This is a genomic window from Ideonella benzenivorans (assembly GCF_020387415.1).
GTDB lineage: Bacteria > Pseudomonadota > Gammaproteobacteria > Burkholderiales > Burkholderiaceae_C > Ideonella > Ideonella benzenivorans.
The window spans coordinates 32,322-54,660 of the sequence record NZ_JAGWCB010000010.1 but is presented as its reverse complement, the minus strand read 5'-3'; the positions used below and the strand labels follow the sequence as shown (position 1 = coordinate 54,660).

The following is a 22,339-nucleotide window of genomic DNA, read 5'->3' as shown; positions in this document are numbered from 1 at the left end:
CTCAGCCCCCCGCACGCGGCGTGCGCAGGAAGCGGCCACTGGCCACCAGCGTTTCGCCGTCTTCCCGATGCAGCGAGAAGCTCACACCGGTGTCGGTGGCGGTGGACGTGAGCCAGACCGCTTCGCCCGGACCCAGCGGGCGCAGGAACTTGGCCGAAGCCAGGCCGGCGAAGACCTCGCCGAACTGGGCTTCCAGGGCCTGCTGGGCCAGGGCCAGGAGCACCACGCCCGGGACGATGGGGTGGGTCGGGAAATGGCCCGCGAAGGCCGGGTGATCGGCCGGAATGCTGAGGGCGGTCCGGGTCATGTCTCAGGCGCCTCCCAGGTGCTGCGCCACCAGGGTCTGGACCACGGCCGACGTGATCTTGCCGTTCACGTCGTGGGGCAGATGATCCAGCAGGACGAGCGGGCGAGGCAGAAACACGGGATCCAGGTGCGCTCGCAGGGCGTTCAGCACGTCGGCAGCCTGCAGTTCAGGTGCCACCACGAACGCCGCGAGCCGGGCATCGTCGTTCGACTCCCGGCCGGGCGGCAGGCAGAACACCCCATCCTGCACGCCGGGCAGGCTGTTCAGCAGCTGGTTGAGGTAGGTGAGCGAGGTGCGCTTGCCCACGATGTTCACCAGGTTGCCCGGGCGATCGATCAGCTCGAAGCTGTCCGGGCCGGTGATCTCGATGACATCGTGGACCGGCTGGGGGCGTGCCTGGGAGGTGCCATGCATGGTGAGGCCGCCCCGTTCGTCCTGGCGCAGTTCACAGCCTGCCAGCAGTTGCCAGCGCGGGCCCTGGGTGGTGCGGCGCGTGGCCACCTGGCCCATCTCGGTGGCCCCGTAGATCTCCAGCAGCGGCGCGTGCAACTGGGCCTCGGCCCGTTCGGCCAGCGCACGGCCCAATGGGGCCGTCGCCGACAGCAGCAGATCGACCTGGGGGGCGGGCTGTTCGGCTTCGAGCAGCTTGCGCAGGTGAAAGGGCGTGGTGACGAGCAGGCGGCGGCCCGGCGCGCGCGTCAACGCGGCGGCAATGTCCGCCGGAAAGAAGGGCAGTTCGTCCGTCAGCACGCCCGCGCCCCGCAGGGGCAGCAGCACCGTGGACTCCAGCCCGTACATGTGCCGGAAACTGACCGTGCCGATCACGCTGCAAGGGCCACCGGCCTGCTGCCACAACCGGCTGGAGGCGGCCTGCACGCTGGCCGCCAGGTGCCCCCACTGCTTGTCATGGGACTGGGGGTGGCCCGTGGAGCCTGAGGTGAAGACCCGTGCGACCACCTGCTCGGCCGGGACCATGACCTCCTCATCCGGCAGGGGCAGCGCCGGCAGGTCCAACAGTGCGTGGATGGCGATGACCGAGGCGGGGCAGTGGCTCAGGTCGGCAGGCGGGGTGTCCCACAGCGCAGGGGCCTGGGGGGCCTGGCTCCACACACCGGCCAGGGACTCCGGGGCCAGCGAGTGCGGCAACAGACTCCGAATGCCGCGTGCCACGCAGGCCAGAAAGCTCACGCTGAACCCGTAGCGGTCCTGGCAGAGGTTGACGACCTCGGGCACCTCCGGCAATCGGGCGGCCAGTTGCCGGACCTGGTTCAGGAAGTCTTGGCGGGTCACGGGGGCCGAGCGTCGCCAAGCGACGATCGCGTCCGCGGGCTGAGCCGCAAGCAGGGGCAGATGGGCGGGCATGACGGGGCGCAATTCAGCGTTGGGCCTGGCGGAAGCGCTGGTAGGCCTGGATGGTCTGGCGCACATCCATGTGGGGGCGATCAGGCAGCACCCGCAGGCGCACCAGGTACTCGGCGACGAACAGGCTCCCCACCAGTGCCGGCGTGAGGACATTGGCCAGCAGGGACCACCACCAGAGGCGGCCACTCAGGAACAACGCCGTCGACAGGCCGAACATGAGCGCGAAGAACGTCGTCCAGGCACAGGTCACCTGCCAGGTGTAGCGCAGGTAGCGGGCGTCCAGGGGCTCCGGGGTGATGAATGCAGCGATGCGAGAGCACAGGGCCCGGTCATGGCCCTGTCCCAGCGTGTGGCCAAACATCAGGCCCAGGAACCCCATGGCCCCGACGTGCTGCAGGAAGAACACGGTGGCCACATGGCGGCTCAGGGCGCTGAGCTGGAGCCCCACGCCGACCACCAGCAGCCCCCACAGCGTCAGCAGCACACTGCGCCTCCAGCCGGACTGGTGCCAGGCGAAGACCAGCGCCATGAAGGCCATGGGGGCCAGGCTGACCACCACGGCGAGCAAGGGAGGGTGATCCGAGGCACCGGCCAGAAAGCTCAGCACCAGGTACAGCGCCGCCAAGGCCGCGGCGGCCAGCCGCTTGGCCAAGGGCGGCAGGGGAATCATTGAGGGCGATGCTGTCCGACGTACTGGGCCAGACTGCGAAGAGAGCCAAAGATGCGGAAGTTGTCGGCGTTGTCGGCCTTCATCTGAACGCCGTACTTCTTGCCGATCAGCAGGGCCACCTCCAGGATGTCGATGGAGTCCAGCCCCAGGCCGTCACCGTACAGCGGCTGGGTGGGGTCGATGTCCTGGGCGCTCACTTCCAGGCCCAGCTCGGTCACGAGCATCTGTGCAAGTTCGGTTTCCAGCGCCGGCTGAATCGTGTCGGCTTGCTCGTCGGGCAGGGTCATGGTACTCGGGGACGGAAATTATCAGTTCTGACAAGGCTTTATGTCAGATTGTAGCCGAGCGCCTCCAGGCAACGCAGCTCAGGCATGCCGGTGCGTTCGGTGGGGGCTGGTGACGGGATGGGTCAGCCAAGCCACGCCCAGCCCCAGCAGGCCGCCGGCCAGCACGTCCACCACCACATGTTGACGGGTGGCCACGGTGGAATAGCAGATGGCCAGGCACCACAGGCCGTTGCCCCAGCGGGTCCGCCGCCCCAGCCCCAAGGTGGGCAGCTGGTGATGGATCCAGAAGGCGGCAAACACGGCCGTGGCCACATGCAGCGAGGGGCAGGCATTGCCGGCGGCATCCACGCCTTTGAGAAAACCCATGCCGGGATAGCGGGCCCAGTCGACGTGAGCCGGGGGGACGGCATTGGGCCAGAACCAGAACACCAGCAGCCCAATCAGGCAGACGAGGGCGATGCGCCAGCCGAAACCGACAATCTCGCTGCGTCGGGTCATCAGGGTGGGGGGGATCGAGAGATACACCCAGAGCGACAGGTACACCGGCAGCGCGAGCGGCGAAAAGGGGATTCGTCCGTCCAGCCAGATCTGCGGCATCGTCGTGACCGGCCCGCTGGGGTGCTTGAGCAGGTGGAGGTAGGCCACGAAGAACAGCGCCGTGAAGCTGGAGATGCCCACGGTCTTGAACCAGAACAGCGGTCGTGCCCTCGACCACAGATGCTGGGGCAGTGAGCCGGTGGGAGGGGATGCCGGGCCATCCGTGATCCCGACCCTGTCACGCTGGAGGCGCTGCATTCCTCATTTTCGGCGTGAGCTGCCGCCCAGCAACCCACCCAGCACGCCGCGCACGATCTCCCGCCCCACGCTGGAGCCGATGGTGCGGATGGCGGATTTGGCGGCCGCTTCGGCCAGCCCCTCCCGTCGGCCGCCGCGCGGACCGGTGGAACCAAACAGGATGTCGCCCAGGCCGCCGAGCAGGCCGCCACCATTGCCCCCGCCTGTCTGTGGGGTCGGGGCGGGCGCCGGGGCCCCGCCGCGGAAGACCTGGCCGGCTTCGTCGGCCAGGCTACCACCGCCCTGCGGGGTCTGCGGTTGCATCTGGTCGCGCGTGTCGGCCGTGGCGGCGGCGCGGCCCTTGAGCTTCTCGTAGGCGGAGTCGCGGTCCACCGCCTTTTCATAGACACCGGCCACCAGCGAGCCCTGGATCAGTGCCTGGCGCTGGGCGGGGGTGATCGGGCCGATCTGGCTGCCCGGGGGCAGCACGAAGACACGCTGGGTGACGCTGGGGCGGCCCTTCTCGTCGAGGAAGCTGATCAGCGCCTCGCCCACGCCCAGCTCGGTGATGGCGGTGGCGATGTCCAGGCCCGGGTTGGCGCGCATCGTGTCGGCGGCGCTCTTGACGGCCTTCTGGTCGCGCGGGGTGAAGGCGCGCAGCGCATGCTGCACCCGGTTGCCCAGCTGGCCCAGCACGGTGTCGGGCACATCCAGCGGGTTCTGGGTCACGAAATAGACGCCCACGCCCTTGGAGCGCACCAGGCGCACCACCAGCTCGATGCGCTCGACCAGGGCGTCGGGTGCGTCCTTGAACAGCAGGTGGGCCTCGTCGAAGAAGAAGACCAGCTTGGGCTGGTCCAGGTCACCCACCTCGGGCAGGGTCTCGAACAGCTCCGACAGCATCCACAGCAGGAAGGTGGCGTACAGCCGCGGCGCGTTCATCAGCTTGTCGGCCGCCAGGATGTTCACCACCCCCTGGCCATCGACGGTCTGCATGAAATCCGCGATGTTGAGCATGGGCTCGCCAAAGAACTGGTCGCCGCCCTGTTGCTCGATCTGCAGCAGGCCGCGCTGGATGGCGCCGATGGAGGCAGCGCTGACGTTGCCGTACTCGGTGGTGAACTGGCTGCCGTTGTCGCCCACGTACTGCAGCATGGCGCGCAGGTCCTTCAGGTCCAGCAGGGCCAGGCCGTGGTCGTCGGCGATCTTGAAGACCAGGTTCAGCACGCCGGACTGGGTTTCGTTGAGGGCCAGCATGCGCGACAGCAGCAGCGGGCCCATGTCGGACACCGTGGCCCGCACCGGGTGGCCTTGCTCGCCGAAGACGTCCCACAGCGTGGTGGGGCAGGCGATGGGGGCCGGCGTGGGCAGCCCGCGTTCCTTCAGGAGGCCGGCCAGCTTGTTGCCGATCTGGCCGGCCTGGCTGATGCCGGTCAGGTCGCCCTTGACGTCGGCCATGAAGACGGGCACGCCGATCTTCGAGAAGTTCTCGGCCAGGGTCTGCAGGGTGATGGTCTTGCCGGTGCCGGTGGCGCCGGTGATGAGGCCGTGGCGGTTGGCCAGCGCGGGCAGGAGGCGGCAGGAAATGTCGCCGTGCTGGGCCACCAGGATGGGTTCGGCCATGAAATCCTCCGGGAAAACGCGATGGGGAAGGGCCAGCCCGGCAGGCGGGCGCAGCGCCCCAACGTAAAATCGCAGTCTATCCAAGAAACCCCAAGACTCCGGCGACCGTACCGGAGCAGGAGAAATCTGCCATGGCTGGGCACTCGAAATGGGCCAATATCCAACACCGCAAGGGCCGTCAGGACGAAAAGCGGGGCAAGGTCTGGACGCGGGTGATCCGCGAAATCATGGTGGCGGCACGCCAGGGTGGCGGTGACATCAACGCCAACCCCCGCCTGCGTCTGGCAGTGGACAAGGCCAAGGCGGCCAACATGCCGGCCGACACGGTCAAGCGCAATATCGACAAGGCCACCGGCAACCTCGATGGCGTGACCTATGAGGAAATCCGCTACGAAGGCTACGGCATCGGCGGCGCGGCCATCATCGTCGACTGCATGACCGACAACCGGGTGCGCACCGTGGCCGAGGTGCGCCACGCCTTCAGCAAGAACGGCGGCAACCTGGGCACCGAGGGCTCGGTGGCCTTCCAGTTCAAGCACTGCGGCCAGCTGATCTTCGCCCCCGGCACCTCGGAGGACAAGGTCATGGAGGTGGCGCTGGAAGCCGGCGCCGAGGACGTGATCACCGACGACGAGGGCGCCATCGAGGTGCTGACCGCGCCGGGCGACTTCGAGGCCGTGAAGAACGCGCTGGAGGCCGCCGGCCTGAACGCCGAGGTGGCCGAGGTGACGATGCGTGCCGAGAACACCATCGAACTGAGCGGCGAGGATGCCGAGCGCATGCAGAAGCTGCTGGACGCGATCGAGGACCTCGACGACGTGCAAGAGGTCTATCACAACGCCGAGCTGGGCTGATCCATGAACATCCTTGTCATCGGCAATGGCGGCCGTGAGCATGCCCTGGCCTGGAAGCTGGCCCAGAGCGAGCGTGTGCAGCGCGTCTTCGTGGCGCCGGGCAATGGCGGCACGGCGCTGGACAAGCGCCTGACCAATGTTGCCATCACCGACCCGACGGCCCTGGCGGATTTCGCCATGGCCGAGAAGGTCGGGCTGACGGTGGTGGGCCCCGAGGCCCCGCTGTCGCAAGGCGTGGTGGACATCTTCCGCGCCCGCGGCCTGCGCATCTTCGGCCCGACGCAGGCGGCCGCCCAGCTGGAATCGTCCAAGGCCTTCGCCAAGGACTTCATGAAGCGGCACGCCATCCCGACGGCCGCCTACGAGACCTTCTCCGACCCGGCCGCGGCCCATGCCTACATCGACCGGCTGGGCGCCCCCATCGTGATCAAGGCCGATGGCCTGGCCGCCGGCAAGGGCGTGGTCGTGGCGATGACGCTCGACGAAGCCCATGAAGCCGTGCGCTTCATGCTGGAGGACAACACCCTGGGCGTGGTGCACAACGCCGGCGGCGCCCGCGTGGTGATCGAGGAATTCCTGCAGGGCGAGGAGGCCAGCTTCATCGTGCTGTGCGATGGCAAGAACGTGCTGCCGCTGGCCACCAGCCAGGACCACAAGCGCATCGGCGATGGCGACACCGGCCCCAACACCGGCGGCATGGGCGCCTACTCGCCCGCGCCGGTCGTCACGCCCAATGTGCATGCCCGCGCGATGCACGAGATCATCCTGCCGACGATCAACGGCATGGCCAAGGATGGGATCCCGTTCACCGGCTTCCTGTATGCCGGGCTGATGATCGACGCCGAGGGGCGGCCCAAGACGCTGGAGTTCAACACCCGCATGGGCGACCCGGAGACCCAGCCGATCATGATGCGCCTGAAGAGCGACCTGGTGGAGGTGCTGCTGCACGCCACCGACGGCACGCTCGACACGGTGGAACTGAACTGGGACCGCCGCTTCGCGCTGGGCGTGGTGATGGCCGCCGCCGGCTATCCGGCCAGCCCGCGCAAGGGCGATGTCATCACCGGCCTGCCGGCCGATCCGATGGGCACGGCCGACAGCATGGTCTTCCACGCCGGCACGGTGCAGAAGGACGGTCAGGTCCTGACCAGTGGTGGCCGCGTGCTGTGCGTCACCGCGCTGGGCGACTCCGCCCGCACGGCGCAGCAGCGGGCCTACGAGGTGTTGCGACAGGTTCATTTCGACGGCGCCCAGTGGCGCACCGACATCGGTCACCGCGCGATCAAGCGCTGAGACCGGCTCCAAGCCCGGTGGTGTCCAGCCGCCGGGCTTTTTCCTTTAGAGGTTCCCATGGACAGCGAGGCGCTCAGAGCCTATTTCTTTGAACTGCAGGACAACATCGTCAGCACCATCGGCGGGCTCGATGGACGGCCGTTCCAGGCCGTGGCCTGGCGACGCGAACCGGGCGAGCGGCTGGAAGGCGACGGCCTGACCCGGGTGCTGGAGGGCGGTGACCTGCTGGAGCGGGGCGGCTGCAATTTCAGCCACGTCCACGGCCGTTCGCTGCCGCCCTCGGCCACAGGGCATCGCCCGGAGCTGGCCGGGGCGTCCTTCGAGGCCATGGGGGTGTCGCTGGTGTTCCACCCGCGCAACCCCTATGTGCCGACGGTGCACATGAATGTGCGCGTCTTTGCCGCGCTGCCCTCGGGCCGCGACCCGGTCGTGTGGTTTGGCGGCGGCATGGACCTGACGCCTTACTACGGTTTCGAGGAGGATGCGGTGCACTTCCACCGCACCTGCCGTGACGCGCTGGCCCCCTTCGGCGCCGACCTGTACCCGCGTTTCAAGACTTGGTGCGACGAGTACTTCTTCCTGAAGCACCGCAACGAACCGCGCGGCGTGGGCGGCATCTTCTACGACGACTTCAACGAGGAAGGCTTCGAGCACAGCTTCGCGCTGACCCGGGCCGTGGGCGATGCCTTCCTGCAGGCTTACCTGCCCATTGTGGAGCGCCGGCGTGACATGCCGTATGGCGAGCGCGAGCGTGAGTTCCAGGCCTATCGGCGGGGGCGCTATGTCGAGTTCAACCTGGTGCACGACCGCGGCACGCTGTTCGGCCTGCAATCCGGTGGCCGCACCGAGGCGATCCTGATGTCGATGCCGCCGGTGGCGAACTGGCGCTATGACTGGCACCCAGAGGCCGGCACGCCAGAGGCCCAGCTCTACAGCGACTTCCTGCGCCCGCGCGACTGGGCGGCGGAGGGCGCCTGAGCCACCAGCACATGCGGCGCGTCGGGCTCTTCGGCGGCAGTTTCAACCCACCCCACCAGGCGCACCGCGCGCTGGCCCTGCAGGCTTGCGAGACGCTGGCGCTGGACGAATTGCGCTGGTTGCCGGCGGGGCAGCCCTGGCAAAAGCCCGCGGGCGAACTGGCTTCGCCCGAACACCGCCTGGCGATGGTGCAGACCCTGATCGCCGGAGAGGGGCGGTTTGTGGTGGACAATCGCGAACTTTCCCGCCAGGGGCCCAGCTACACGCTGGACACCGTGCGCGAACTGACCGCCGAGCAGCCGGGCACCGATTGGTTCCTGGTCATCGGGCAAGACCAGTACGCGCGCTTTGCCACCTGGCATGGCTGGCGGGAACTGCTGGCCGCGGTGACGCTGGCCGTGGCGGCCCGCGAGGGGCAGACCGTCCAGGTGCCGCCAGCCCTGGCCGGGGTGCCCCACCGTTGTGTCGTGCTGCCCCTGCCACGGCACGACATCAACGCCACCGACATCCGTGCCCGGGTGGCGCGAGGCCTGCCGATTGCACCCCTGGTGGGGGAAGCGGTGGCACGCTATATTGATCAACACAGCCTCTACCGGGCCGCGCCCGGCCACTGAATGGACATTCGAAAACTGCAACGCGCCATCGTCGATGGCCTGGAGGACGTGAAGGCTCAGGACATCCTGGTCTTCAACACCGAGCATCTGTCGCCGCTGTTCGAGCGCGTGATCGTGGCCTCGGGCACCAGCAACCGCCAGACCAAGGCGCTGGCCTCCAGCGTGCGCGAGTCGGTCAAGGCCGCCGGCCTGCCGGTGCTGCGCACCGAAGGCGAGGACAACGGTGAGTGGATCATCGTCGACTGCGGGGCGGCGGTGGCCCACATCATGCAGCCGGCCATCCGCGACTACTACCGCCTCGAGGAAATCTGGGGCGGCAAGCCGGTCAAGCTGAAGCTCAGCGACGGCCAGACCCGTCTGGTCAAGGCCTCCGAGCCCGAAGACGAGGACGAAGCACCGGCCAAGCCCGCCAAGAAGCCGGCCGCGAAGAAGGCCAAGGCCGCCACCGAGCCGAAGACGGTAGCCGCCAAGCCGACCGCCGCGCGCAAGGTCAGCAGCGGAACCGCGAGCGCCGCCAAGAAGGCCGCGCCCGCCAAGAAGGCGGCCGCGAAGGGCGCAGTGGCCAAGGCGCCGGCCAAGAAGGCGGTGACGCGCAGCAGCGGCACCACCCGTCGGGCCGTGGAGGCCAAGCCGGTCCAGACCATCGTGGTGGGCAAGCCCGCCAAGAAGGCGTCCTCGACGAAGAAGGCGGCTCCAGCCAAGAAGGCGGCCCCCAAGCGGTCTGCCTGACGCACTGTCCGGCCTGAGCCATGCAGTTGATCATCGCCGCGGTCGGCCAGCGCCAGCCGGCCTGGGCTGACGCGGCCTACGACGACTTCGCCAAGCGCTTCCCGCCCGAGATGCGTCTGACGCTGAAGGCGGTCAAGGCCGAGCCGCGCGGCGGCAAGAGCACCGAACAGCTGATGGCGGCCGAGGCGCATCGCCTGGAGGCAGCCTGCCCCAAAGGCGTGCGCCGCGTGCTGCTGGACGAGCATGGCACCCGCCTGACCACCGCCCAGCTGGCGCAGCGTTTCGAGTTCTGGCTGGGGGATGGGCGCGATGTGGTGTTCCTGATCGGCGGCCCCGACGGGCTGGATGCCCAGCTCAAGGGCACGGCTGATGAGAGCCTGCGCCTGTCGGACCTGACCCTGCCGCACGCCTTCGTGCGCGTGCTGCTGGCCGAGGCGCTCTACCGGGCCTGGTCGCTGCGCAACGGCCATCCCTACCACCGCGAGTGAGGGCGGCGTTGGAACACGACTTCATCTACCTGGCGTCCCAAAGCCCGCGTCGCCGTCAGCTGCTGGACCAGCTGGGCGTGCGCCACGAACTGCTGCTGCCCGACCCGGACGAAGACGCCGAGGCCCTGGAGGCGGAGCGCCCCGGCGAGGCACCGGCCGACTATGTCGAACGGGTGACCCGGGCCAAGCTGAAGGCGGCGCGCGCCCGCTGGAAGGCCCGTGGGCTGCCGTTGGCGCCCATCCTGTGCTCTGACACCACGGTGGCGCTCGGGCGGCGCATCCTTGGCAAGCCCGCCGATGCGGCCGAAGCCACCGACACGCTGACCCGCCTGTCCGGCCGCAGCCACAAGGTGCTGACCGCGGTGGCCCTGTGGGACGGCCGCCGGCATCACCTGGCGGTGAATGTCTCGACCGTTCGCTTTGCGCCGCTGCCGGCCGAGGTGGTGGCCCGCTACGTCGACAGCGGCGAGCCCTTCGGCAAGGCCGGTGCCTACGCCATCCAGAGCTCGCTGGCCGGCTGGATCGAGCGCATCGCCGGAAGCTACTCCGGTATCATGGGGTTGCCCCTCTACGAGACAACCCAGTTGCTGCGGCAGGCTCGCGTCCGCGTCTGACCGTCGTGCCCGCGGCCTGCTGGGCACAACGCCAATACCGCGGCCGCACATGCATGACATCCTGATCAACTGGGCTCCCCAGGAAACCCGTGTCGCTCTGATCGAGAACGGTGCCATCCAGGAGCTGCACATCGAGCGCACGCTTGAACGTGGCTTGGTGGGCAACGTCTACCTGGGCAAGGTGGCCCGGGTGTTGCCGGGCATGCAGAGCGCCTTCATCGACATCGGTCTGGAGCGCGCGGCCTTCCTGCACGTGGCCGATCTGCACACCGCCCACGCCCCCGGGGTGCGTGACAGCCACCCGCCCACGCCGATCGAGAAGCTGGTGTTCGAGGGCCAGACCCTGATGGTGCAGGTGGTCAAGGACCCGATCGGCACCAAGGGCGCCCGCCTGTCCACCCAGGTCAGCATCGCCGGCCGCCTGCTGGTGTTCCTGCCGCAGGACACCCACATCGGCATCTCGCAGAAGATCGGCTCGGTCGAGCACCGTGAACAGCTGCGCCAGCGCATGGTGGCCCTGGTGGGCAAGCCCGAACCGGGCAGCAAGGAGGGCCCGGGCGGCTTCATCCTGCGCACCAATGCCGAGGAAGCCAGTGACGCCGAGCTGTCGGAGGACATTGCCTATCTGCGCAAGACCTGGGCCCAGATCCGACAGCGTGCGTTGTCCCAGCCGGCCGGCACCTTGCTGCACCAGGACCTGTCGTTGAGCGAGCGGGTGCTGCGCGACCTGGCCACCGAGCAGACCGCCGCGATCCGCATCGATTCGCGCCAGCAGTACGAACAGCTCAAGGCCTTTGGGGCAGCCTACACCCCGGCCTCGGTGGGCAAGCTGGAGCACTACCGTGGCGAACGGCCGATCTTCGATCTCTTCAACATCGAGGAAGAGATCGCCAGGGCGCTCGGCCGGCGGGTCGAGTTGAAATCCGGGGGCTACCTGATCGTCGACCAGACGGAGGCGCTGACCACGATCGACGTCAACACCGGCGGCTATGTGGGCGCCCGCAACTTCGACGAGACGATCTTCAAGACCAACCTGGAGGCCGCGCAGGCCATCGCGCGCCAGCTGCGGCTGCGCAACCTGGGCGGCATCATCATCATCGACTTCATCGACATGGCGCGCGAGGAGCACCAGCAGGCTGTGCTGGCCGAGCTGCGCAAGCAGCTCGCGCGCGACCGCACCAAGACCACGGTGAGCGGCTTCACCCAGCTGGGGCTGGTCGAGATGACCCGCAAGCGCACCCGCGAGAGCCTGGCCCATGTGCTGTGCCAGCCCTGCCCCACCTGCGAGGGGCGCGGCCAGGTCAAGACCGCGCGCAGCGTCTGCTACGACATCCTGCGCGAGATCCTGCGCGAGGCACGCCAATTCGACCCCAAGGAATTCCGCGTGGTGGCCAGTGCGGCGGTGGTGGAAATGCTGCTCGACGAGGAAAGCCAGCACCTGGCCGATCTCTCGGCCTTCGTCGGCAAGCCGATCTCGCTGTCGGCCGAGGCGACGATGAACCCGGAGCAGTACGACATCGTGTTGCTGTGAGGCGGCGGTGGCGATGGCTTCAGACAAGAATCAGCCTGGGCGGGTAGGCTAACGGGATGCAATTCAAGAACCACGACAACGACGCCGACGAGCACAGCCTGTACACCGCGGTGGAACGGGCCAAGGCCGCCAACCGCAGCACCTGGGTCAGTGTGGCGGTCAATCTGGTGCTGTCGACCCTGCAGATTGCGGTGGGTCTGGTGGCCCGCTCGCAGGGCCTGGTGGCCGACGGTCTGCACTCGCTGGCCGATCTGGTGTCCGACGCCGTCGTGCTGGTGGCCGGGCACCAGGCCCGCAAGGCCGCCGACGATGACCACCCCTATGGTCACCAGCGCTTCGAGAACGCGGCCTCCATGGTGCTGGGTGTGCTGCTGCTGGTGGTCGGGGCGGGCATGCTGGTGTCGGCCTTCCAGAAGCTGCACGCGCCGGCGGATCTGCCGCCGGTGCACGCGGTGGCCTTGTGGGTGGCCCTGGGCACGCTGGTGGCCAAGGAAGCGCTGTTTCGCTACATGCTGGCGGTGGCCAAGAAGGTGAAGTCCAGCCTGCTGGTGGCCAATGCCTGGCACGCGCGCTCGGACGCGGCCTCCTCGCTGGTGGTGGCGCTGGGTCTGGTGGGCAATCTGGCCGGCTATCCCATCCTGGACCCGATCGCGGCCCTGATCGTCGGCCTGATGGTCGCGAAGATGGGGGTGGAGTTCGGCTGGAACGCGCTGCACGACCTGATGGACCGGGCTGCCGACGACGAGGAGGTCCAGGCCATCCGCCAGACGCTGATCGAAACCCCGGGCGTGGCCGGGGTGCACGATGTGCGCACCCGCAAGATGGGCGACATGATCGTGGTCGATGCCCACATCGAGGTGGATGCCGCGATCACGGTGGAACAGGGGCATGACATCGCGGTGGCGGCCCGGCAGCGTGTGCTGCAGCGCCATCGGGTGCTCAACCTGATGACCCATGTGGATCCCTGGCACCGGCCGGACCTGGACCATGCGCCAGTGAAGCCGGCCGTCCCAGTCTGAGGCCACGCGATGGACACCGGGCTCACGGCTGCCGAAGCGGCCCGTCGGCTGCGCGACGAGGGCCCGAACGAGCTGGCAGACACCTCGCGCCGGCCGCTGTGGCGGCTGGTGCTGTCGGTGCTGACCGAGCCGATGTTCGGCCTGCTGCTGGCCTGTGGCGCACTGTATGCGCTGCTGGGCAATGCGCAGGAAGCCTGGACGCTGATGGGCTTCGTGATCGTCGTGATGGCGATCAGCCTGGTGCAGCAACGCCGGGCCGAGCGCTCGCTGGCGGCGCTGCGCGCCTTGTCGGCACCGCAGGCGCAGGTCTGGCGTGATGGCCAGGCCTGTCGCGTGCCCAGCCGCGAGCTGGTGCGGGGCGACGTGGTGCTGCTTGAGGCCGGGGACCGGGTGCCGGCCGATGTGTGCCTGCTGGCCGCCACGGGGGTGTCCGTGGATGAATCCCTGCTGACCGGTGAGTCGGCTCCGGTATTCAAGTCCGTGCCGGCGACGGCGGATGCCGCGGCGCCCGCACCGGCGCCGGGCGCCGAGGCCGGCGGCTGGTTGTTCGCCGGCACGCTGCTGACCGCCGGGACGGCCCGGGGCGCGGTGGTGGCCACCGGGCCGCGGAGTGCGCTGGGCCGCATCGGCGCCTCGCTGCAGGCCACCGAGGCGCCGGCCAGCCCGGTGCAGCAGGAAACGGCCCGCATCGTGCGGGTGGCGGCGGTGACGGGCTTGTCGCTGGCCGCCTTGCTGGCCGCGCTTTATGCCTGGCGGCAGCACGATGTGCTGCAGGGCCTGCTGGCCGGCCTGACGCTGGCCATGGCCATCCTGCCGGAGGAGCTGCCGGTGGTGCTGACCCTGTTCCTCGGCCTGGGGGCCTGGCGGCTGGCCCGGGCGCGGGTGCTGGTGCGCCAGATGGCCGCGGTGGAGTTGCTGGGGGCCGCCACGGTGCTGTGCGTGGACAAGACCGGCACGCTGACCCTCAACCGCATGGCGGTGCGCCGGCTGTGGTCGCCCACGGGCGAGCACGACCTGGTGAGCGAGCGAGACTTGCCGCTGCCGGAGTCGGTGCACGAGACCCTGGAGTACGCGATCCTGGCCAGCCACCGGCAGGCCGTGGACCCGATGGAGCAGGCCCTGCGCGAGGCTGGCGAGCGCGAACTCGCCCACACCGAGCACCTGCATGCCGACTGGACCCTGGTCGAGGACTATCCGCTGTCGGCCGAGCTGCTGGCCATGTCGCGGGTCTGGCAGTCGCCGGACCGGCGTGAGCGGCTGATTGCGGCCAAGGGGGCGCCGGAAGCGGTGATCGACCTGTGCCATCTGGATGCGGCCCATCAGTCGCGCATCGTCGGCCAGGTGGCCGCGCTGGCCGACCAGGGCTGGCGGGTGCTGGGCGTGGCGCGGGCGGTCTTTGCCGCCGACCGCCTGCCGCCGATCCAGCACGACTTCGACTTCGAGTTCCTGGGGCTGGTGGCCCTGGAAGATCCCTTGCGGCCCGAGGTGCCCGCGGCGATCGCCGAATGCCGCGAGGCGGGCATCCGGGTCGTCATGATGACGGGCGACCATCCCGCCACGGCGTTGTCGGTGGCACGGCAGGCGGGGCTGGATGTGGCGGGCGGCGTGGTGGCCGGTGGCACCCTGGAGGGCCTGGACGATGCCGGCTGGCGGGCCCAGGTGGCGCAGACCAGCGTGTTCTGCCGTGTGCAGCCGGAGCAGAAGCTGCGCCTGGTGCGGGCCCTGCAGGCCCAGGGCGAGGTGGTGGCCATGACCGGTGACGGGGTGAACGACGCGCCGGCCCTGCGCGCGGCCCACATCGGCGTGGCCATGGGGGCCCGTGGCACCGACGTGGCCCGAGAGGCCGCCGCCCTGGTGCTGATGCAGGACAGCCTGGCCGGGCTGGTGACCGCCGTGCGCCACGGGCGCCGGGTGTTTGCCAACCTGCGCAAGGCCATCGTCTTCGTGCTGGCGGCCCATGTGCCCATCATCGGGCTGACCTTCCTGCCGGTGCTGCTGGGCTGGCCGATGCTGCTGCTGCCGGTGCATGTGCTGTGCCTGCAGCTGGTGATCGACCCGGCCTGTTCGCTGGTCTTCGAGGCCCAGCCGGCCGAGCCGAACCTGATGCGCCTGCCGCCGCGCCGGCCGCAGGCGCGCCTGTTCGACCGCCAGGTGCTGGCCCGAGGGCTGTGGCAGGGCGCGGGGCTGTTGGCCTGCTGCCTGGCGGTCTATGCGGGCGGCCGGGCGTTGGGTGAGTCCGAGGCCGGTGGGCGGGCCATGAGCTTTGCCGTGCTGGTGCTGGGCAGCGTGCTGCTGATCCTGGCCAACCGGCAGTGGTCCCGCGGCGGCTGGCTCCGGCATGTCGGCGACGGGCTGGGTTGGCTGGCGCTGGCAGCCAGTCTGCTGCTCGCGCTGTCCTGGAGCGTGCCGGCCTTGCGCGCCGCCTTCGGCTTTGCGGTGCCACAGTGGCCGGCCTTGCTGCTGGCCGGCGGCTGGTTGGCGGTGGCCGGGTTGTGGTTCGGGCGGGTCAAGCGGCCGCCGTTCGGGCCAAGACCCTGCCGCTGACATCAGTATTGGGGCGCTTGCGTGGGGCAAGGGCGGGCGAGGCCGGGTCGGTCGTTGCTGCAGCGCAACGTGAAACATGCCGAAACATGCGCGGCGCGGGGGGCGGTGCCGATGGAGGGCTCGCCAACGAGCCCAGGACGCTTCAGCCCTGGGATTGGCCATACTTCAATGTGGCAACCGTCCTACAATTCTGACTTGCCAATCGGTCAGCCTGCACGGTTTTTATGTGCGGAACTTCTGACCGTGCTGGCGCATCAACCACCGACACATGTGGAATAGACGACACGCATTGGGCACCCTCGCCGCCCTGGGAGGGCTGAACCTGCTGCCCGCTCGCGCACAGTTTCGGGTCGAGATCGCCGGTATCGGCGCGACGCAGCTGCCGATTTCCTTGCTGCGGTTCCGCGGCGAGAGCAGTTGCCCGCAGCCGATCTCGCAAATCATCCGGGCTGACCTGGAGCGCAGTGGGCGCTTCCGCTTTGTCGACACCAGCCAGATGTTCGACGAAACCGGTACCCCGGCCTTCGCCGACCTGCGCACCCAAGGCTCGGACGCCATTGCCGCCGGCTCGGTGACCAAGCTGGTCGATGGCCGCTACGACGTTCGCTACAAGCTGTGGGACGTGGTCAAGGGGGCTGATCTCGGGGGACAGAGCTATCCCGTCCCGACGGGTGACCTGCGCTTGGCCGCACACCGCATCGCCGATGCCATCTACGAGAAGCTGACCGGCGAGCGCGGCGTGTTCGCCACCCGCATCGTCTACGTCACCAAGGGCGGTGGTCGCTACAGCCTGCGCGTGGCCGACGCCGATGGCGAAGGGGGGCAGGTGGCGCTGGTCAGCCCCGAACCGATCATCTCGCCGAGCTGGTCCCCCAACGGGCTGGAGCTGGCCTATGTGTCCTTCGAGGACCACAAGCCGGTGGTCTGGGTTCAGAACACCGCGACCGGGGCCCGCCACCGCGTGGCCAATTTCCGGGGCTCCAACAGTGCGCCGGCCTGGTCGCCCGATGGGCAGACCCTGGCCGTGACGCTGTCACGCCAGGGGGGCTCGCAGATCTACCTGATCAGCAAGAACGGCGGCAGCCCGCGGCGCGTCACCCAGAGCATGGCCATCGACACCGAGGCCACGTTCGCCCCCGATGGCCAGACGCTGTACTTTGTCAGCGACCGTGGCGGCTCGCCGCAGATCTACCGGCAGCCGGTCAACGGTGGCTCGGCCACGCGCGTGACCTTCTCCGGCAACTACAACGTCAGCCCGGCGATCAGCCCGGATGGCAAGACCCTGGCCTATGTGCAGCGCCAGGGGGGCCTGTTCAAGGTCATGACGATGGACCTGGCCAGTGGATCTGGCCAGTCGATCAGCGACACCGATTACGACGAGCGGCCCAGTTTTTCGCCCAACGGCCGGCTCGTGATGTACGCCACCCGCACCGGGGGGCAGGAAGTGTTGATGACATCCACCGTGGACGGCAAGGTGAAGACGCGCCTGCTGTCCAGCGGACAGGACATTCGAGAGCCCGACTGGGGCCCCTACGGTCGTTGAGCGATGCAGCCTCGAGGTTGCACCGCTCTGCCTGGCATGCCGGCATGAGGCCGGCCTTTTCATCTGCTGTTCTTTGAAGGAAACACCATGTTTGCCCAATCCATCCTGTCCCGTCGCCTGGGTCTGAGTGCCGCCGTCGCGGTGGCCGCCCTGGCCACTGGCTGCGCTTCCAACGTGAAGCTGCACGACACCCCGGTCGAGACCCGCACCCCGGCCGCCGCCGAAAGCACCCAACCGGCCCAAAGCTCGGTCGCCACGGTGGACCTGGCTGCGCAGAAGAACGCCGAACTGCTGGCCGCCGCCCAGAAGGGCCGTGTGGTGTACTTTGACTTCGACAGCTTCGTCGTGAAGGACGAGTTCCGTCCGGCCCTGGAAGCCAACGCCAAGTACCTGGCCAACAACAAGAAGGCCCAGATCATCATCGACGGCCACACCGACGAACGCGGCAGCCGCGAGTACAACCTGGCCCTGGGCCAAAAGCGTGCCGAAGCCGTGCAAAAGGCCCTGGTGGCCCTGGGCGCTGCCGACAGCCAACTGGAATCGGTGAGCTACGGCAAGGAACGTCCGGCCGTCGAAGGCCACAACGAAGCCGCCTGGTCCAAGAACCGCCGCGCCGAACTGAAGGACCGTTGAGATCATGACGACCCGCTTGCTCCGACCACTGATGCCGGCCGTTCTGGCCGCTTGCGGGCTGTGGCTGGCCGTGTCTCCGGCGCGGGCGGGCCTGTTCGATGACGACGAAGCGCGCCGGGCCATCCTGGACCTGCGCGCCAAGGTCAGCCAGAACGAGCAGCAGATCAAGCAGCAGGCCGACCAGATCCAGTCGCTGCAGCGCAGCGTGCTGGATCTGTCCAACCAGACCGAGCAGCTGCGCGAAGACCTGGCCAAGCTGCGCGGCCAGGACGAACAGCTGCTGCGCGATCTGGCCGACCTGCAGCGCGCCATGCACGACCTGAAGTCGGGCGTGAATGACCGCATGCGCAAGCTCGAGCCGCAGCAGGTCAACGTCGATGGCAAGGACTTCACCGTCGAAGCCGACGAGAAGGCCGCCTACGACGATGCGATGAACAGCCTGCGGGGGGGCGACTTCGACCGGGCCGCCAGCGCGCTGGCCGGCTTGCTCAAGCGCTACCCGAACACCGGCTACGCCGATTCGGCCCGTTACTGGCTGGGCAATGCCCAGTACGGTCAGCGTGACTACAAGGGTTCGCTGGCCACCTTCAAGGCCTTCCTGGCGGCGGCACCGGACCATCCCCGTGCGGCCGAGGCCATGCTGGCGGTCGCCAACTGCCAGGCGGAACTGAAGGACACCAAGGGCGCCAAGCGCACCTTGGAAGACCTGATCAAGCGCTATCCGAAGTCCGAAGCGGCCCATGCCGCGAAGGAACGGCTGGTGGCGCTGAAGTGAACGGCGACGCGACGCTGGACGCCGATCTGGAACGCCGTTTCGGCGGCTTGCGCCGCCTCTACGGTGACGCGGCCTACGCCCGCCTGCGCGCCCTGCGCGTGGCCGTGGTGGGCGTGGGCGGGGTCGGCTCCTGGGCGGCCGAAGCCCTGGCCCGCAGTGGCGTGGCCACACTGGTGCTGATCGACCTGGACCAGGTCGCCGAGTCCAACATCAACCGGCAGATCCAGGCCGTGGGGGCCACGGTGGGCCAGGCCAAGGTGCAGGCCCTGGCCGCCCGGGTGGCCGACATCCACCCCGCCTGCCGCGTGCTGCAGGTCGAGGAGTTCGTCGAGCCCGAGCTGTGGCCCGCGTTGCTGCCCGAGCCGGTGGATGTGTTGATCGACGCCTGCGACCAGGTGCGCGCCAAGGCCACGCTGGCAGCCTGGGGCCGTGCCACGGGGGTGCCGGTGGTGTGCTGTGGGGCCGCGGGTGGCAAGCGGCAACCTCAGCGCCTGGAGGTGGACGACCTCTCGGCGGTGACGCACGACCCGTTGCTGGCTTCGCTGCGCAACCGTCTGCGGCGCGAGCATGGCGCACCGCGCCAGGGCCGCGTCGGGCTGCGCTGTGTGTTCTCGCGCGAAAGCGTGGCGCCTCCGGCCGGGGGCGCCTGCGACACCGATGGCAGCCTGAACTGCCACGGCTATGGCTCCTCGGTGATGGTGACCGCCAGCTTCGGCATGGCGGCCGCGGCCGAAGCCGTGGCCAGTGCCTTGAAAGGGCTTTGAACGACAGAACGCTTGGCATGGTGTCAAAACCGTGCCATAATCGCTGACTCTGCCGGGGGTTGTTAGCTCAGTCGGTAGAGCAGCGGACTTTTAATCCGTTGGTCGCAGGTTCGAATCCTGCACAACCCACCAGTTTTCCTGTGGTCCCGGCAACGGGATGCGCAGCGGGCTCTTAGCTCAGTTGGTAGAGCAGCGGACTCTTAATCCGTTGGTCGAGTGTTCGAGTCACTCAGGGCCCACCAACTTCCTGTCAAAGGCACCCACGCATGGCGTTGGGTGCCTTTTGCTTTTGGGCGCGCCAAAAGGCAAGACCCCGGGCACGATCGGGTCAAACCCGGGCGGGGAATCCACCCATCCCTGACGAGATCTGTCATCACTAATATTCGCTTAAGCGCATATTGTGATGAAAGGATGTGAATCCATCGGTTCCATCCGCCGCCACAGCTGCGCGTCCACCGGTCAGACCCGAGGAGCGAGCGTGAGCCTTGACCCCCAGCACGCCGGGCGCCTGCGCAAGGCGCCCGAGAATTTCGTTGATCAGGACGGCATCCGGACCGTGTGCCGTGAAGCCAAGGATGGGCGCCGGGACTTCATCCGCGGCGCGTTTGCCGCGGCCATGGCCAGTGCTGCCGCGCCCGCCGTGCTGGCCCAGTCCAACCCGGTGCCCAGCGAGGGGGGGGACCCCAACATCCTGAACCTGCCAACGTACAGCAAGGGCCTGGGCTCGCCGGTGGCCGCGGAGGGCGGCTACGGCAAGCCTTCGCAGTACGAGTCCAATGTGCAGCGCCGCCCCAGCCCGGGCCTGACGCAGACCACCCAGGCTTCGGTGTCCTTCGCGCCGCTGCAAAGCCTGTTCGGCATCGTCACGCCCAGTGGCTTGCATTTCGAGCGCCATCACCAGGGCTGGTGGGACATGGACCCGTCCAAGCACCGTCTGATGCTCAACGGCTCGGACGAGAAGATGCTCAAGCGTCCGATGGTCTTCACCATGGACGAGATCATGCGTCTGCCTTCGGTGAGCCGCTTCCACTTCATCGAGTGCGGCGCCAACACCGGCATGGAGTGGGGCAATGTGGCGGTGCCCACCGCCCAGTACACCCACGGCATGCTCAGCTGCAGCGAGTTCACCGGCGTGCCGCTGAAGGTCCTGCTGGACATGGCGGGCGCCGACTACAAGCGCGGCCGCTACCTGCTGGCCGAAGGGGCCGACGGCTCCAGCATGACCCGCACCATCCCGATGGAGCTGGTGGAAAGCGGCGAGGTGCTGGTGGCCTATGGCCAGAACGGCGAGATGCTGCGTCCCCAGCAAGGCTACCCGCTGCGTCTGGTGGTGCCGGGTGTGCAGGGAGTGAGCTGGGTGAAGTACCTGCGGCGCATCGAGGTGGGGGACAAGCCCTATGCCACCAAGGACGAGGCGGTCCACTACATCGACCTGCTGCCCGGCGGTCAGCACCGGCAGTACACCAGCACGCAGGAGTGCAAGAGCGTGGTGACCACGCCCTCGGGTGGCCAGGTGCTGCTGGACAAGGGCTACTACCAGATCAGCGGCCTGGCCTGGTCGGGCCGCGGCAAGGTCAAGCGCGTGGATGTGAGCGTGGATGGTGGCCGCAACTGGCGCACCGCGCGCCTGCAGGATCCGGTGATGAGCAAGTGCCTGACCCGCTTCACGCTGGACTGGGCCTGGGACGGCAAGCCGGCCCTGGTGCAGAGCCGCGCCATGGACGAGACCGGCTACGTGCAGCCCAGCTATGCGCAACTGCGTGCGGTGCGCGGCACCCGCTCGATCTACCACAACAACGCCATCCAGACCTGGCTGGTCCAGGAAAGCGGGGAGGTGAAGAATGTCCAGCTCTCTTGAGCGCCTGCTGTGGACCGTCGTGCTGGCGGGCGCCGGCATGGGCACGGCCGCGGCACAGTCCACGGCCTATCCCGGCATCGGGCGCGACACCACGTCCAAGGAAGTGGCGGCCTGGAACATCGATGTGCGGCCGGACTTCCAGGGCCTGCCCAAGGGCTCCGGTTCGGTCAGCCAGGGCCAGGATGTGTGGGAGAGCCATTGCGCCTCCTGCCACGGTGTGTTCGGTGAGAGCAATGAGGTCTTCTCGCCCCTGATCGGTGGCGTGACCGCCGAGGATGTGAAGACCGGCCATGTGGCGAGGCTGAACGACCGCAGCTTCCCGGGACGCACCACCTTCATGAAGGTGGCCACCGTCTCGACCATCTGGGACTACGTGAACCGGGCCATGCCCTGGAACGCGCCCAAGTCCCTGAACACCGACGAGGTCTACAGCGTGGTGGCCTACCTGCTGAACATGTCGGGCATCGTGCCGGACGACTTCGTGCTGTCGGACACCACCATCGCCCAGGCCCAGGCGCGCATGCCCAACCGCAATGGCATGACCACCGACCACGGCCTGTGGCCCGGCAAGGGCATGGGCAACGGCGGCAAGCCCGACGTGAAGGCCGTGGCCTGCATGAAGGACTGCCTGGCCGAGCCCAAGGTGGCGTCCTTCCTGCCGGACCATGCCCGCAACAACAACGGCAACCTGGCCCAACAACAGCGCCTGGTCGGCCCGCAGCGCGGGGTGGACACCAGCCGGCCGGCCGGCAGCGACGTGGTGGCCGCGGCCACCGCAGCGGCCGCCGCACCCCAGCCGGCCGCTGGCGACGGCCAGTCGGCCCAGGTGCAGGCCCTGCTGCAGAAGTACGCCTGCGCGGCCTGTCACGGCGTGGACCGCAAGATCGTCGGACCGGCCTTCAAGGATGTCGCCGCCAAGTACCGCGACCGTGCCGACGTCCAGACGTACCTGGCCGGCAAGATCCGATCGGGCGGGCAGGGCCTGTGGGGCAGCATCCCGATGCCGCCGCAGACGCTGCCGGACGCCGATCTCCAGCTCATCGCCAAGTGGCTGGCCGCCGGAGCCTCCAAGTAAACCC

The 22,339-nt window shown here is 68.7% G+C and carries 22 protein-coding genes and 2 tRNA genes; 18 read left to right on the top strand and 6 right to left on the bottom strand.

The features are described 5' to 3' along the window. Position 1: 1 nt before the first annotated feature. From KGA65_RS08840 to KGA65_RS08815, 6 genes are all read right to left on the bottom strand, one after another. The gene (locus tag KGA65_RS08840; RefSeq protein ID WP_225862783.1) at positions 2-307 is read right to left on the bottom strand and encodes an ApeI family dehydratase; all 306 of its coding nucleotides are present in this window, start codon (positions 305-307) and stop codon (positions 2-4) included. Positions 308-310: 3 nt separating this feature from the next. Further along, entirely contained in the window at positions 311-1,669 is a 1,359-nt protein-coding gene (locus KGA65_RS08835; RefSeq protein ID WP_225862782.1) for an AMP-binding protein, read from the bottom strand. A gap of 13 nt (positions 1,670-1,682) precedes the next feature. Next, positions 1,683-2,339, bottom strand: a complete 657-nt coding sequence (locus KGA65_RS08830) for a COG4648 family protein (RefSeq protein WP_225862781.1) — start codon at positions 2,337-2,339, stop codon at positions 1,683-1,685. Next, the gene (locus tag KGA65_RS08825) at positions 2,336-2,626 is read right to left on the bottom strand and encodes a phosphopantetheine-binding protein (protein ID WP_225862780.1); all 291 of its coding nucleotides are present in this window, start codon (positions 2,624-2,626) and stop codon (positions 2,336-2,338) included. The genes KGA65_RS08830 and KGA65_RS08825 overlap by 4 nt, the downstream gene beginning before the upstream one ends. 78 nt (positions 2,627-2,704) lie before the next feature. Beyond that, positions 2,705-3,304 carry a phosphatase PAP2 family protein gene (locus KGA65_RS08820; protein ID WP_225862779.1) on the bottom strand — a complete coding sequence of 200 codons (600 nt, stop codon included), beginning with the start codon at positions 3,302-3,304 and terminating at the stop codon, positions 2,705-2,707. A gap of 120 nt (positions 3,305-3,424) precedes the next feature. After that, positions 3,425-5,023 (bottom strand): helicase HerA-like C-terminal domain-containing protein, encoded by a 1,599-nt coding sequence (locus KGA65_RS08815; RefSeq protein WP_225862778.1) that lies wholly within the window; start codon positions 5,021-5,023, stop codon positions 3,425-3,427. 131 nt (positions 5,024-5,154) lie between these two features. On the opposite strand from KGA65_RS08815, the gene KGA65_RS08810 reads away from it, so the two are divergent. The 18 genes from KGA65_RS08810 to KGA65_RS08725 all read left to right on the top strand — a co-directional run bounded on the left by KGA65_RS08810 (position 5,155) and on the right by KGA65_RS08725 (position 22,335). Further along, a complete protein-coding gene (locus KGA65_RS08810) occupies positions 5,155-5,877 on the top strand; it encodes a YebC/PmpR family DNA-binding transcriptional regulator (protein WP_225862777.1) in 723 nt (240 codons plus the stop codon). 3 nt (positions 5,878-5,880) lie between these two features. After that, positions 5,881-7,170: a phosphoribosylamine--glycine ligase gene (gene purD, locus KGA65_RS08805; protein WP_225862776.1), complete on the top strand. Its 1,290-nt coding sequence runs from the start codon at positions 5,881-5,883 to the stop codon at positions 7,168-7,170. Between the two features lie 57 nt (positions 7,171-7,227). Further along, a complete protein-coding gene (hemF, locus tag KGA65_RS08800) occupies positions 7,228-8,148 on the top strand; it encodes an oxygen-dependent coproporphyrinogen oxidase (RefSeq protein ID WP_225862775.1) in 921 nt (306 codons plus the stop codon). Between the two features lie 11 nt (positions 8,149-8,159). Next, on the top strand, positions 8,160-8,762 hold the full coding sequence (gene nadD / locus KGA65_RS08795; RefSeq protein WP_225862774.1) for a nicotinate-nucleotide adenylyltransferase: 603 nt from the start codon (positions 8,160-8,162) through the stop codon (positions 8,760-8,762). After that, positions 8,763-9,491: a ribosome silencing factor gene (rsfS, locus tag KGA65_RS08790; protein ID WP_225862773.1), complete on the top strand. Its 729-nt coding sequence runs from the start codon at positions 8,763-8,765 to the stop codon at positions 9,489-9,491. A gap of 20 nt (positions 9,492-9,511) precedes the next feature. Beyond that, entirely contained in the window at positions 9,512-9,979 is a 468-nt protein-coding gene (gene rlmH / locus KGA65_RS08785; RefSeq protein WP_225862772.1) for a 23S rRNA (pseudouridine(1915)-N(3))-methyltransferase RlmH, read from the top strand. A gap of 8 nt (positions 9,980-9,987) precedes the next feature. Continuing rightward, positions 9,988-10,593, top strand: coding sequence for a Maf family protein (locus KGA65_RS08780; RefSeq protein WP_225862771.1), 606 nt, complete (start codon positions 9,988-9,990; stop codon positions 10,591-10,593). Positions 10,594-10,642: 49 nt separating this feature from the next. Beyond that, entirely contained in the window at positions 10,643-12,124 is a 1,482-nt protein-coding gene (gene rng, locus KGA65_RS08775; RefSeq protein ID WP_225862770.1) for a ribonuclease G, read from the top strand. A gap of 56 nt (positions 12,125-12,180) precedes the next feature. Further along, positions 12,181-13,143 carry a cation diffusion facilitator family transporter gene (locus tag KGA65_RS08770; protein ID WP_225862769.1) on the top strand — a complete coding sequence of 321 codons (963 nt, stop codon included), beginning with the start codon at positions 12,181-12,183 and terminating at the stop codon, positions 13,141-13,143. Between the two features lie 9 nt (positions 13,144-13,152). Further along, the gene (locus KGA65_RS08765; protein WP_225862768.1) at positions 13,153-15,687 is read left to right on the top strand and encodes a cation-translocating P-type ATPase; all 2,535 of its coding nucleotides are present in this window, start codon (positions 13,153-13,155) and stop codon (positions 15,685-15,687) included. Positions 15,688-15,955: 268 nt separating this feature from the next. After that, on the top strand, positions 15,956-17,230 hold the full coding sequence (tolB, locus tag KGA65_RS08760) for a Tol-Pal system beta propeller repeat protein TolB (protein WP_225862767.1): 1,275 nt from the start codon (positions 15,956-15,958) through the stop codon (positions 17,228-17,230). An 87-nt stretch (positions 17,231-17,317) separates the two neighbouring features. Next, complete coding sequence (gene pal, locus KGA65_RS08755) at positions 17,318-17,863, top strand: peptidoglycan-associated lipoprotein Pal (protein WP_225862766.1); 546 nt, start codon at positions 17,318-17,320, stop codon at positions 17,861-17,863. Positions 17,864-17,867: 4 nt separating this feature from the next. Beyond that, a complete protein-coding gene (gene ybgF / locus KGA65_RS08750) occupies positions 17,868-18,638 on the top strand; it encodes a tol-pal system protein YbgF (RefSeq protein ID WP_225862765.1) in 771 nt (256 codons plus the stop codon). Next, entirely contained in the window at positions 18,635-19,402 is a 768-nt protein-coding gene (locus tag KGA65_RS08745) for a tRNA threonylcarbamoyladenosine dehydratase (RefSeq protein WP_225862764.1), read from the top strand. Before ybgF ends, KGA65_RS08745 begins: the two co-directional genes overlap by 4 nt. 56 nt (positions 19,403-19,458) lie before the next feature. Further along, a tRNA-Lys gene (locus KGA65_RS08740) sits at positions 19,459-19,534 on the top strand. 34 nt (positions 19,535-19,568) lie between these two features. After that, positions 19,569-19,644, top strand: a tRNA-Lys gene (locus tag KGA65_RS08735). A gap of 236 nt (positions 19,645-19,880) precedes the next feature. Then, positions 19,881-21,260 carry a sulfite dehydrogenase gene (soxC, locus tag KGA65_RS08730; protein WP_225862763.1) on the top strand — a complete coding sequence of 460 codons (1,380 nt, stop codon included), beginning with the start codon at positions 19,881-19,883 and terminating at the stop codon, positions 21,258-21,260. Continuing rightward, complete coding sequence (locus KGA65_RS08725; RefSeq protein ID WP_225862762.1) at positions 21,244-22,335, top strand: c-type cytochrome; 1,092 nt, start codon at positions 21,244-21,246, stop codon at positions 22,333-22,335. The genes soxC and KGA65_RS08725 overlap by 17 nt, the downstream gene beginning before the upstream one ends. The last annotated feature ends 4 nt before the right edge of the window (positions 22,336-22,339 follow it).